Here is an 11,574-nt window from a genome sequence, read left to right on the forward strand (position 1 = left end):
TCAGCCGGTCAGCGTGAGCGGGTTGACCAGGTCGGCGTAGACGAGCAGGCCCGCCATGATCATCATGACCAACGCGATCGCGTACGTCAGCGGCAGCACCTTGGCGATGTCCACGTATCCGGGCTCCGGCCGCCGCAGGAGCTTGGCGTAGGCCCGCTTGAGCCCCTCCCACAGGCCGCCCGCGATGTGGCCGCCGTCCAGGGGCAGCAGCGGGATGAGGTTGAACATGCCGATCGCCAGGTTGAAGCCCGCCAGCAGGTTGATGAAGAAGGCGAGCTTGTTCTCGTTGGACATGTCGGAGGAGAAGATCTCGCCGCCTATGCGGCCCGCGCCGACCACGCCCACGGGCCCCTCGGGGTCGCGCGCCTCGCCGGAGAAGGCCGCGTGCCAGATCCCGACCATCTTCTCCGGCAGGTTGACCAGGGAGCCCGCCACCCTGGCGGTGAGGTCGCCCATGTAGCCGACGACCTGGCCGACGCTCTGCGTCTGCATGATCTGGGTGGGCAGGACGCCGAGGAAGCCGACGTTCTTGTCGATCTTCTCCGGGTCCTGGAGGTTGGGCCGGTCCTGGGCGATGAGGCTGACGTTGAGCGTTATCGGCTTGCCGTCGCGCACGATGCCGAGCGCCACCGGGCCGGCGCCGTGGGAGCGGATGAGGCGGGTGGCGTCGTCCCAGGAGGCGATCTGCTGCCCGTCGAAGGAGACCATGCGGTCGCCCGCCTTCAGCCCCGCCTGCGCGGCGGGCGTGGGCTTGTCGCTGGCCTTGCAGGCGGTGCGCTGCTCCGCCATCGGGATGACGCACGTGTTGGTGTCGGGCGACACGATCGGCGCCCACGTCGGCAACCCGATGCCGACCAGCAGGATGCTGAAGAACACGAAGGCGAGCACGAAGTTCATCGCCGGGCCGCCGGACATGATGATGACCTTCTGCCACCACTTCTTCCGGTAGAAGACCCGGTCCTCGTCGCCCGGCTGCACCTCTTCCTGCGCGGCGTCGCGGGCGGACTCGATGAGGCCCTGGAACGGCCCCGTCGCCGTGCTGCGCAGCTTCGTGGGATCGTCGCCGGGACGCGGCGGCAGCATGCCGATCATGCGGATGTAGCCGCCGAGCGGGATCCACTTGATGCCGTATTCGGTCTCGCCCTTACGCCGTGACCAGGCCGTCGAGCCGAAGCCCACCATGTATTGGGTCACCCTGACGCCAAAGATCTTGGCAGGCACGAGGTGGCCGATCTCGTGCATGGCGATCGAGAACATCAACCCGAGCAGGAAGATGACGATCCCCACGAGGTAGAGCCAGTTCATCTAGACGCGCTCCATAGCAGACGGCAAGGGCTGACGAAAGGTTCGACAGCCCCAGAGTAGTCGAACTCCCCGCAGCGCACGGCTTGCGCGCCTTTTGGTGAGCATTGACAGTACGCAATCAAACGATCACCCTAAGAGACGACGGAGGGGGACGTCTTGATCCGCATACTCATCGCCGAACACCTGCCCTTGGTCCGCCGTGGCCTGCTCGCCACGCTCGGAGCCGAGCCCGACCTGCGGGTGGTCGCCGAGGCCGGCCGCCCTGAGGAGGTGGTGGACGCGGCGCTGGCCGGGGGGCCCGACGTCGCGGTCGTCGATCTCGACCTGCCGGGGTTGCCGGTCGCGGCCCAGCTCACCGAGCAGGCGCCGGGCTGCGGGGTGCTGATGCTGTCGGCCGCGCCCAATCCCGGTCAGGTGCGCAGGGCGCTGGCGGCGAACGCGCTGGGGTTCATGAGCCTGTGTGTGCCGCCCGAGCGCCTGGCCGAGGGGGTGCGCCAGGTGGCGGCGGGCCGGCGGGCCATCGAGACGGAGCTGGCGGTGGCCGCACTCCAGTGCGCCGACAATCCGCTGACCAGGCGGGAGCTCGACGTGCTGCGGATTGCGGCGGGCGGGGCGCGCTCGACGGAGATCGCCGACGAGCTCTTCCTGTCGGTCGGGACCGTGCGCAACCATCTGTCGCGGATCATGTGCAAGACGGGCGCCCGCAACCGGCTCGACGCCGTACGGATCGCCAGCGACTGCGGCTGGCTGTGAGCCGGGCCTGAACCGGTCGAGGTGTTACGGGACCCCGGTGGAGCCGCGCCGCTCCGCCGGGACCCGAACCCCTAGAGGATCTCAGCCACGCGAAGCCCGCTGCCAGTGACCGCCATCACGACCTGACCTGTGTGAAACGTCACTACGGCCGCCAGATCAGCACCAGCGCGCAATCGTCGTTGTGCCCCGACGCCATGGAGTTGACCAGCACACGGGCGCCGTCGCGGAACCCGGAGGGCAGCAGCCGCTCCGCCTCCCCGAGCAGCCGGTCGAGCCCGGCGTCGATGTCGCGGCCCGGCTGCTCGATCAGCCCGTCGGTGTAGAGCAGCAGCGCGTCGCCCTTGCGCAGGGTGCCGCTGTCGGGCTCGCAGTGCAGGTCGGGCACGACGCCGAGGACCACGCCCTTGGCCGTGGCGACCTGCCAGTTGCCCGTGCCCGCGTCGAACTTCACCACCGGCGGATGCCCGGCCGAGGTGATCGTGTAGTCGCCCGTCTCCAGGTCGAGGCGTACGTGGACCGCCGTCACGAACCCTTCGTCACCGCGCTGGCGGTGCAGGTAGGCGTTGCAGGCGGGCAGGAAGTCGCCGACCGAGCCCAGCAGCCCGCCGAACGTGCCCGACAGCAGCAGCGCCCTGGTGCCGGCGTCGACGCCCTTGCCCGACACGTCGACCAGGGCGATCTCGACGGCGTTTCCGTCGCGCATGGAGACCAGGAAGTCGCCGCCGAACGACGAGCCGCCCGCCTGCTTGAGCACGACCTTGCCGCCCCAGTCTTTCGGCAGCGGCGGCAGTTCGCCCTGGCTCCGCAGCCGGTCGCGCAGCTCAAGGAGCATCGCGTCGCCGCGCAGGCCCTGCACGCCCAGCTTGCCCCTGGTACGGGCCATGAGCACGGCGAGCACGGTGGTGAACCCGATCGTCACGGTGAGCCCCAGGCCGATGCGCGCCACGCCCAGCGTGATCGCGATGTAGCCGAGCGCCGCGCCGACGGCCACGAGCAGCTTGACCAGGCTGGCCAGCCGGAGCTGCAGCCCGCCGAGGAGGGTGACCAGGATGAGCAACGAGGGCGAGAACCACTCGGTGGACACCTTCGCGGCCAGCGCCCCGATGACGAGCGCGAGCACGGACAGGGTGACGAGCAGGTTGCGGTCGCGGGCCAGCGGGCCTCTGCGCACGAACCGGACGGCAGACACCAGAAACGGCACCCGCACCAGGACGGCGCGGACCCGTGGCGGGATCAGCGGCGCCGGACGGGAACTCATGATGCGCCTGACTGTATCGGTCTGACCCCTGTTTGGGCAGCCCACTTGACCAAGGCCTTGATCATTAAGGACGGATATTGGGTGGCCGTCCTCCTTTGCCCGCTCTTACCTTGGACGGATGACGTATCCGATCCGCCCGATTGACGAGGCCGAGTGGCCTGCCTTCTCCGGGGTCCTCGAAGAGGCGTTCGGCTGGACACCGCACCCCACGCAAAAAGAGCGGTACAAGGCCGAAACCGAGTTCGACCGGACGCTCGCCGCCTTCGACGGCGACGTCATCGCAGGGGTCACCTCCATCTTCAGCTTCACCATGACGGTGCCGGGAGCCCAGCTCCCCGTCGCGGGCGTGACGAGCGTCAGCGTGCTGGCCTCGCACCGCCGCCGCGGCCTGCTCACCGCGCTGATGCGCAGGCAGCTCGCCGACATCCGCGAGCGCGGCGAGAGCGTCGCCGCCCTCTACGCCTCCGAGGCCACCATCTACAGCAGGTACGGGTACGGCAGGGCGGCCAGCGAGCTGTCCTTCCAGATCCGCAAGCACGGCTCCGCGTTCGTCAAGAACGCACCCCAGGACCCGGAGCTCAGGCTCAGGGTCGCCAAGCCCGCCGACGTACGCGCCGAGATGGAGCAGCTGTTCGCCTCCGTCGTCTCGGCCCGGCCAGGACGCTACGAGCGCAGATCGCAGACCTGGACCGGCCTGCTGGCCGACGAGGAGTTCGACCAGCGCGGCGCGGGCCCGCTGCGCTCGGTGCTCGCCGAGGACGATCGCGGCGTGCGCGGCTACGCGCTGTTCCGCATCAAGTCGTCCTGGGACGACAACGGCGTGCCCGACAGCGAGCTGAAGCTGTACGAGCTGGAGGCGGCCGATCCCGCCGCCTACGCCCTGCTCTGGCGCAGCGTCCTGGACCGGGACCTGGTCTCCAGGATCGAGGCGGGCACCAGGCCCGTGGACGACCCGCTGATCGCGCTGCTGGCCGACACGCGCCAGCTGCGTGCGCGGTGGGGCGACGAGCTGTGGATCCGCCTCGTCGAGGTGGACAGGGCGCTGACCGCGCGGGCGTACTCGGCTCCGGTGGACGTGGTGATCGAGGTCGAGGACGACATCTGCCCCTGGAACGCCAGGCGCTGGCGGCTCACCGCCGACCTCACGGGGGCCGAGTGCAAGCCCGTAGAGGACCAGCCCGACATGACGCTGCCGGTCACCGCGCTCGGCTCGGCGTACCTGGGCGACGGGCTGCTCATGGAGTCGCTGGCGGCGGGGCTGCTGCGCGAGCACACGCCGGGCACGGTCCGCGCACTGGGCACCGCCATGTCCTGGAGCCCGAAACCGTGGGCGGGTCTGACGTTCTGACGTAAGGTCGGAGACATGGCGCTGCAAAGTCTGCAGATCACGGCGGTCATCGCCATGCGTGCCCGCGACGTCTCCAAGCCGTCGAAGGAGCAGCAGGAGGCCGCCGACCGGCGGCCTCTGCGCGATGAGATGCCCAGACGCGATTCCAAACGCAAGCCGGGTTAGGGCAGCGAGGGGAGCTGGCCGATCGTCTCGTAGGTGGCCAGCTGGGCGATCCGCCTGCTGTGCCGCTCGCTGCCGGAGAACGACGTCGTCAGGAACACCTCCACGAACCTGGTCGCCTCCTCCGTGGAGTGCATGCGGGCACCGACGCTGACCACGTTGGCGTTGTTGTGCTCGCGGGCCAGGCTCGCCGTCTCCTCGCTCCAGGCCAGGGCGGCGCGGATGTTGCGCACCTTGTTGGCGGCGATCTGCTCGCCGTTGCCCGAGCCGCCGATGACGATCCCCAGGCTGCCGGGGTCGCCCGCGACGCCCTCCGCGGCGCGCAGCACGAACGCGGGATAGTCGTCCTCGGCGTCGTAGACGAAGGGACCGCAGTCGGTCACCTCGTGGCCGTGGTCCTTGAGCCAGGACACGAGGTGGTTTTTGAGCTCATAGCCGGCATGGTCGGCACCGATGTAGACACGCACCCGCCCAGTCTTCCACAGCCCCGGCCTTCGGGCTCGCTGACTAGAGTAAGGACTCTTAACGTTGTCCAGTCCTTACGAAAGTGGAGACCCATGCGTGAGATCCGCGTCATCGGCGATCCGGTCCTGCGCACGCCCGCGGAGCCGGTGACGGATTTCGACCGCGAGCTGCGCCGCCTGATCGATGAGATGTTCCAGGCCATGTACGCGGTCGACGGCGTCGGCCTGGCCGGCCCGCAGATCGGCGTGTCGCGGCGTCTGTTCGTCTACGACATCAGCGGGCGCAAGGGCCACCTGGTCAATCCGGTCCTGACCGTCGACGACGAGGAAGAGGTGCTCGACGAGGAGGGCTGCCTGTCGGTGCCCGACCGCCGGACCCGCCTGCCGATCTACGCCCCGGTCGGACGGGCCGCCGGCGTGACCGTCGAGGGCCTCGACCGCCTCCAGCGGCCGGTACGCGTCAAGGCCCGCGGCTCGCTGGCCCGCTGCTTCCAGCATGAGACCGAGCACCTCGACGGCAAGCTGTACGTCGACCGCCTCCCCAAGGACGAAGCCCGCAAGATCATGCTCAGAGCGTAGGTTGGCGGCATGAGCGTACTTTCGGGAAAAGGCGCATTGGTAACCGGCGGCTCCAGGGGCATCGGCAGGGCCGTCGTGGAGCGGCTGACCCAGGACGGCGCCGAGGTCGTCTTCTGCTACGAGCACTCGGAGGAGGCGGCCCGGCAGGTCGCCAAGGAGACGGGCGCGCACGCGGTGCGCGCCGATCTGGGTGACAAGGAGGACCTGGAGCGGCTGTTCGGCGAGGCGGAGGCGCGGCTGCCCGGTCTGGACATCCTCGTCAACAACGCCGCCATCACCGGGCAACTGCCCATGGCGGACATCACGGACGCCGACTACGAGCGGGTGTTCGCGGTGAACACCCGGGCCGTGTTCCTGGCCACGCAGTGGGCGGGGCGGGTCATGCGGGACGACGGGCGGATCATCAGCATCTCGACCCTCAATACCCAGGTGCCCGCGCCGGGCCTGATGCTCTACTGCGGCAGCAAGGGCGCCATCGAGCAGTTCGCCAAGGTGGCGGCGCGGGAGCTGGGCGGGCGCGGGATCACCGTCAACGTCGTCTCCTCCGGCGCCACCGACACCGACATGCTGCGCGGGGCCAACGCACCCGAGGCGCTGGCTCAGACGGCGGCCTTCACCGCGCTGGGGCGGCTCGGCCGGACCGACGACCTCGCGGCCGTGGTGGCGTTCCTCGCCGGTCCCGACAGCCGCTGGGTCACCGGCCACAACATCCACGCCACCGGCGGGATGATCGTCTGACGCCGGCGCCGGGGCGGGCGACCGCCCCGGCGCCGCGCGCTAGAGCTGCAGGGACTTGACCTCGAGGTATTCCTCAAGGCCGTACTCGCCGAGCTCGCGGCCCACGCCCGACTGCTTGTAGCCGCCGAAGGGGGCCAGCGGGTTGAACCGGCCGCCGTTGACCGCCACCTGGCCCGTGCGCAGCCGCTTGGCGACCGCGAGCGCGTGCTGCTCATCGCCCGACCAGACCGCGCCGGCCAGGCCGTACTTGGTGTCGTTGGCGATCCGGACGGCGATGTCCTCGGTCGTGTACGGGATCAGCGACAGGACCGGCCCGAAGATCTCCTCCTGCTCGATCGTCATCCCCGGCTCCACCCCCGCGAACACCGTGGGCTCGACGTAGTAGCCGCGCTCGTGCGGCCGGTCGGTGCCGCCCGCGACCAGCCGGGCGCCTTCTTCCTGGCCCCGGTTCACGTAGTGGATCACCCGGTCGCGCTGGGCCGCGGACACCAGCGGGCCGATCTTGGTGGACTCGTCGAAGGGGTCGCCGACGGTGTAGCCGCGGGCGAACTCGACGGCCAGCCGGACGGCCTCGTCGTACTGGTCGCGGTGGACGATCATGCGGCTCCACGCCGAGCACGTCTGGCCGGCGTTGACGAAGCAGTTGGCCACGCCGACCTTGACCGCCAGGGCGAGGTCCGCGTCGGGCAGGATGATGTTGGCGGACTTGCCGCCGAGCTCCAGCGCCACCCGCTTGACCGACTCGGCCGCCAGCGCGGCGACCCTGCGGCCCGCGGCCGTCGAGCCGGTGAAGGAGACCATGTCCACCTCGGGGTGGGCGGCCATGGCCTCGCCGACGACCGGCCCGCGCCCGCTGACCAGGTTGAACACACCGGGGGGCAGGCCCACCTCGTCGAAGATCTCCGCCAGCGCGTACGCGGCCAGCGGCGCCACCTCGCTCGGCTTGAGCACCACCGTGCAGCCCGCGGCCAGCGCGGGCGCGACCTTGCAGATGACCTGGTGCAGCGGATAGTTCCAGGGGGTGATCGCGGCGACCACCCCGATCGGCTCCTTGACCAGCAGGGAGTTGCCGATGCGCGACTCGCGCGGGTAGCTCTCGGCGAGCTGGGCGTAGGACGACAGGACCGTCGCCGGCATCAGCGTCTGCACCTTGAGCGCGAACCCCAGGGGCGCGCCCATGTCGGTGGCGATCGTCCTGGCCACCTCGTCGGAGCGCTGTTTCAGCAGCTCGGCCGCGGCGCCGAGCAGCTTGCCGCGCTCGGCGGGCGGCGTCTCGGCCCAGGCGGTGAAGGCTTGTCTTGCGGCGGTGACGGCGGATTCGACATCGTCGGGAGAGCCTGCCGGCACCCGGTCGATGATCTCTTCCGTAGCCGGATTGACGACCTCGATGGGCTCGTCCGACGCCGAAGCAGTCCACGAGCCGCCGATATACAGCTGACGCATAGCCACATCCTGACAGTGCCTCAGGAGGCAAGGGCAAGGCAAACCTTGACTGGAGGATAAGCCTTCTCCACCGCGATCAACGTTTCCCCCGTCCGCGTATCACGATTGTCCCCAGCGGCCCCCGACGCCGGATGGACATGTCAGTCGAACTGCGGGCGCTTGGTGCGGGTGCGCTTCAGCTCGAAGAAGTCATCGGATTCGGTGACCATCAGTACGCCGTCCCAAAGCCGGCCCGCTTCCTCTCCCCTCGGGATCCTGGTGATCACGGGCCCGAAGAAGGCGTTGGCGCCGACGCGGATGACCGGGGTGCCGACCTCCTGGCCGACGAGGTTGATGCCCTCGTCGTGGGAGGTGCGGATGATGCCGTCCCATTCGTCGGACTGCATGGCGTCGGCCAGGCCCGGCTCGAGGCCCGCGCTCGCGAGCGCGCCCTCGACGACCTCGCGCAGGCGCTCGGGCTCCTTGCTCATGCCCTCGTTGTGCAGGCGCGTGCCGAGCTCGGTGTAGAGGGTGCCGATGACCTGGTCCCCGTGCTTGGCCGCGGCCGCGGCCACCACCCGCACGGCTCCCATCGCCCGCGCGGCGCGCTCGCGGTATTCATCGGTGACGTCCTTGTCCTCATTGAGGATGAACAGGGACATGAAGCGCCAGCGGGGCTCGATGGAGCGGACTTTCTCAACTTCGAGCAACCATCGTGACGTAACCCAGGCGAACGGACAGGAAGGATCGAACCACAGATCCACGGGAATCTTCTCAGTCACGTCTGGCCATAACCTGAGGTGGTTCGGATCGTATTCCCGGCATGGCAGGATACGGACAACCCCGACGAAGTGGTGAAAAGGAGCGCAACTTGGCAGGCAACCTGACCCGGGACGAGGCTCGCGAGCGCGCCCGGCTGTTGAAGGTCGAGTCGTACGAGGTCGCACTCGACCTGACGGAGGGGGACGAGCGTTTCGAGAGTGTCACGACGGTCCGCTTCGCCAGCAGCCGCCCAGGCGCGTCCACGTTCATCGACCTGCACGGTGCGCGCGTACGCAAGGTGACGCTCAACGGCGCGGACCTCGACGTCGCGGGCTACGACGCGGAGAAGGGGCGCTTCCCGCTGCCCTCCCTCGCCGAGTCCAACGAGCTGCGGGTGGACGCCGACTGCAGCTACATGCGCACGGGCGAGGGCCTGCACCGCTTCGTCGACCCGGTGGATCAGAAGGTCTACCTGCACAGCCAGTTCGAGACGGCCGACGCGCACCGCATGTACGCCTGTTTCGACCAGCCCGACCTCAAGGCCTCCTTCCAGCTCACCGCGCTGGCGCCCGGCGACTGGGAGGTCGTCTCCAACGCCGCCGCCGCCAAGGTGACGGAGCTGCCCGGGGAGAGCGGCAAGCACGGCACGGTGCAGGCGGCCAGGCGCTGGGAGTTCCCGCCCACGCCGGTCATGTCCACCTACATCACCGCGCTGGTCGCGGGTCCCTACCACAAGGTGACCTCCGAGCACGACGGCATCCCGCTGGGCATCTACTGCCGTGCCTCGCTGGCCGAGCACCTCGACGCCGACAACATCCTCGAGGTCACCCGGCAGGGCTTCGACTTCTTCCACCGCGTGTTCGGGGTGCGCTACCCCTTCGGCAAGTACGACCAGCTCTTCGTGCCCGAGTTCAACGCCGGCGCGATGGAGAACGCGGGCTGCGTGACGTTCCTGGAGGACTACGTCTTCCGCTCCCGGGTCACCGACGCGGTGGTCGAGCGGCGCGCCGAGACGATCCTGCACGAGATGGCGCACATGTGGTTCGGCGACCTGGTCACCATGCGCTGGTGGGACGACCTGTGGCTGAACGAGTCGTTCGCCACCTACATGTCCGTCCTCGCCCAGGCCGAGGCCACGAGGTGGGGCAAGCGGGCGTGGACCACGTTCGCGAACGTGGAGAAGGCCTGGGCCTACCGCCAGGACCAGCTCCCCTCGACGCACCCCATCGCCGCCGACATCCCCGACATGCAGGCGGTCGAGGTCAACTTCGACGGCATCACGTACGCCAAGGGCGCCTCGGTGCTCAAGCAGCTCGTCGCGTACGTGGGCCTGGACAACTTCCTGGCCGGCGTCCGCGACTACTTCGCCGAGCACGCCTGGGGCAACACCGAGCTGAAGGACCTGCTCACCGCGCTGGAGCGGACCTCGGGCCGCGACCTGTCCTCCTGGTCGAAGGAGTGGCTGGAGACCTCGTGGGTCAACACGCTGCGCCCGTCGTTCGAGGTGTCGGGGGGCCGGTTCACCAGCTTCGAGGTGCTCCAGGAGGCTCCGGCCGACTATCCGACGCTGCGCTCGCACCGGATCGCGATCGGCCTGTACTCGCTGGCCGACGGCGCCCTGACCCGGACCAAGCGGGTCGAGCTGGACGTGGTCGGCGGCCGTACGAGCGTGGCGCAGCTCGTCGGCGAGGAGCAGCCCGACCTGGTGCTGCTCAACGACGACGACCTGACCTACGCCAAGATCCGCCTCGACGACGACTCCCTGCGGACGCTGGTCAACGGCGGCATCGCCCAGTTCACCGAGTCGCTGCCGCGAGCCCTGTGCTGGTCGGCGGCCTGGGACATGACCCGCGACGGCGAGATGTCCACGCGTGACTACGTCAAGCTGGTCATCTCGGGCGCGGCCACGGTCGCCGACATCACGGTCCTGCAGGCGGTGCTGCGGCAGGCCCGCATGTCCGTGCAGCAGTACGCCGACCCGGCCTGGCGCGCCGAGGGCCTGACGCTGCTGGCCGCGGAGCTGCGCTCGCTGTTCGCCGCGGCCGAGCCGGGGTCGGACCACCAGCTCGCGTTCCTCCAGGCGTTCGCCCCCGTGGCGAACTCCGCGGCGGACCTGACGCTGCTGGAAGGCATCCTCGACGGCTCCTCGGTGCCCGAGGGGCTGACCGTGGACGCCGACCTGCGCTGGACGCTGGTGCACGCGCTGGTGGTCGGCGGCCGGCTGGCCGAGGCCGACATCGACGCGGAGCTCGACCGGGACCCTACGGCGACGGGTGAGCGGTCGGCCGCGCTGTGCCGGGCCGCGCTCCCGGACGCCGGGGCCAAGGCGGCGGCGTGGGAGCGGATCGTGGGCGGCAAGCTGGCCAACCACATCGCCCGCACCACGATCGGCGGGTTCCAGGACCCGCACCACCCCGAGCTGCTCGCGCCGTACCGGGAGAAGTACTTCGCGGAGGTCGGGCGGATCTACGCGGAGTGGACGTTCGACCAGGCGTCGTCGTTCGCGGTGGGCTGCTTCCCCTCGCTGCTCATCGAGCCGGCGACCGTACAGGCCGCGCACGACTTCCTGGCGGCCCAGAACCCGCCGCAGGCGCTGCGCCGGCTGATCCTCGAAGGGGCCGACGGCGTCAGCCGCGCCCTGCGTAACCAGGAGAAGGACGCCGCCTCCGCCTGACGTCTCCACCGGAAGGCCCCCGCCACACCTGGCGGGGGCCTTCCGCGTTTCGCGGAGGTTTCCGGGTCTTGACAGCCGCCTGCCCGACGGCCATTCTTCGTGACTAACT

General features: G+C 69.8%; 11 protein-coding genes. 6 read left to right on the plus strand and 5 right to left on the minus strand.

What is annotated here, in order from left to right; translation table 11 throughout:
• On the minus strand, positions 1-1,305 hold the full coding sequence (locus tag ABEA43_RS36845) for a M50 family metallopeptidase (protein ID WP_345569278.1): 1,305 nt from the start codon (positions 1,303-1,305) through the stop codon (positions 1-3).
• Between the two features lie 156 nt (positions 1,306-1,461).
• Between ABEA43_RS36845 and ABEA43_RS36850 the strand changes: the two genes are divergently transcribed.
• The gene (locus tag ABEA43_RS36850) at positions 1,462-2,058 is read left to right on the plus strand and encodes a LuxR C-terminal-related transcriptional regulator (RefSeq protein WP_345569280.1); all 597 of its coding nucleotides are present in this window, start codon (positions 1,462-1,464) and stop codon (positions 2,056-2,058) included.
• 142 nt (positions 2,059-2,200) lie between these two features.
• Here the strand turns inward: ABEA43_RS36850 and ABEA43_RS36855 are convergent, their stop codons facing one another.
• Positions 2,201-3,316: a PP2C family protein-serine/threonine phosphatase gene (locus ABEA43_RS36855; RefSeq protein WP_345569282.1), complete on the minus strand. Its 1,116-nt coding sequence runs from the start codon at positions 3,314-3,316 to the stop codon at positions 2,201-2,203.
• 118 nt (positions 3,317-3,434) lie between these two features.
• Here ABEA43_RS36855 and ABEA43_RS36860 point away from each other — a divergent pair, with 118 nt between their 5' ends.
• Together ABEA43_RS36860 and ABEA43_RS36865 are read left to right on the plus strand one after the other, a co-directional pair.
• Positions 3,435-4,664, plus strand: a complete 1,230-nt coding sequence (locus ABEA43_RS36860) for a GNAT family N-acetyltransferase (RefSeq protein ID WP_345569285.1) — start codon at positions 3,435-3,437, stop codon at positions 4,662-4,664.
• A gap of 15 nt (positions 4,665-4,679) precedes the next feature.
• Positions 4,680-4,829, plus strand: a complete 150-nt coding sequence (locus tag ABEA43_RS36865; protein ID WP_345569287.1) for a hypothetical protein — start codon at positions 4,680-4,682, stop codon at positions 4,827-4,829.
• On the opposite strand, the gene ABEA43_RS36870 is transcribed toward ABEA43_RS36865, so the two are convergent.
• Positions 4,826-5,293, minus strand: coding sequence for a ribose-5-phosphate isomerase (locus ABEA43_RS36870; RefSeq protein ID WP_345569289.1), 468 nt, complete (start codon positions 5,291-5,293; stop codon positions 4,826-4,828). The genes ABEA43_RS36865 and ABEA43_RS36870 overlap by 4 nt on opposite strands.
• A 90-nt stretch (positions 5,294-5,383) precedes the next feature.
• Between ABEA43_RS36870 and def the strand changes: the two genes are divergently transcribed.
• Positions 5,384-5,869, plus strand: a complete 486-nt coding sequence (def, locus tag ABEA43_RS36875) for a peptide deformylase (protein ID WP_345569290.1) — start codon at positions 5,384-5,386, stop codon at positions 5,867-5,869.
• 9 nt (positions 5,870-5,878) lie between these two features.
• Positions 5,879-6,607, plus strand: a complete 729-nt coding sequence (locus ABEA43_RS36880) for an SDR family oxidoreductase (protein ID WP_345569292.1) — start codon at positions 5,879-5,881, stop codon at positions 6,605-6,607.
• A gap of 39 nt (positions 6,608-6,646) precedes the next feature.
• Here the strand turns inward: ABEA43_RS36880 and ABEA43_RS36885 are convergent, their stop codons facing one another.
• Positions 6,647-8,050, minus strand: a complete 1,404-nt coding sequence (locus ABEA43_RS36885; RefSeq protein WP_345569294.1) for an aldehyde dehydrogenase family protein — start codon at positions 8,048-8,050, stop codon at positions 6,647-6,649.
• Positions 8,051-8,190: 140 nt separating this feature from the next.
• A complete protein-coding gene (locus ABEA43_RS36890) occupies positions 8,191-8,811 on the minus strand; it encodes a mycothiol-dependent nitroreductase Rv2466c family protein (protein ID WP_425570414.1) in 621 nt (206 codons plus the stop codon).
• Between the two features lie 89 nt (positions 8,812-8,900).
• Here ABEA43_RS36890 and pepN point away from each other — a divergent pair, with 89 nt between their 5' ends.
• A complete protein-coding gene (pepN, locus tag ABEA43_RS36895; RefSeq protein WP_345569298.1) occupies positions 8,901-11,465 on the plus strand; it encodes an aminopeptidase N in 2,565 nt (854 codons plus the stop codon).
• Positions 11,466-11,574 lie beyond the last annotated feature (109 nt).

The sequence above is a fragment of the Nonomuraea rosea genome (assembly GCF_039539705.1).
Lineage (GTDB): Bacteria > Actinomycetota > Actinomycetes > Streptosporangiales > Streptosporangiaceae > Nonomuraea > Nonomuraea rosea.

What these genes read in the sequence shown, in the direction of transcription:
- ABEA43_RS36845 (WP_345569278.1), bottom strand. Translation starts at nt 1,305, where the DNA reads ATGAACTGGCTCTACCTCGTGGGGATCGTCATCTTCCTGCTCGGGTTG.
- ABEA43_RS36855 (WP_345569282.1), bottom strand. Translation starts at nt 3,316, where the DNA reads ATGAGTTCCCGTCCGGCGCCGCTGATCCCGCCACGGGTCCGCGCCGTC.
- ABEA43_RS36860 (WP_345569285.1), top strand. Translation starts at nt 3,435, where the DNA reads ATGACGTATCCGATCCGCCCGATTGACGAGGCCGAGTGGCCTGCCTTC.
- ABEA43_RS36865 (WP_345569287.1), top strand. Translation starts at nt 4,680, where the DNA reads ATGGCGCTGCAAAGTCTGCAGATCACGGCGGTCATCGCCATGCGTGCC.
- def (WP_345569290.1), top strand. Translation starts at nt 5,384, where the DNA reads ATGCGTGAGATCCGCGTCATCGGCGATCCGGTCCTGCGCACGCCCGCG.
- ABEA43_RS36880 (WP_345569292.1), top strand. Translation starts at nt 5,879, where the DNA reads ATGAGCGTACTTTCGGGAAAAGGCGCATTGGTAACCGGCGGCTCCAGG.
- ABEA43_RS36885 (WP_345569294.1), bottom strand. Translation starts at nt 8,050, where the DNA reads ATGCGTCAGCTGTATATCGGCGGCTCGTGGACTGCTTCGGCGTCGGAC.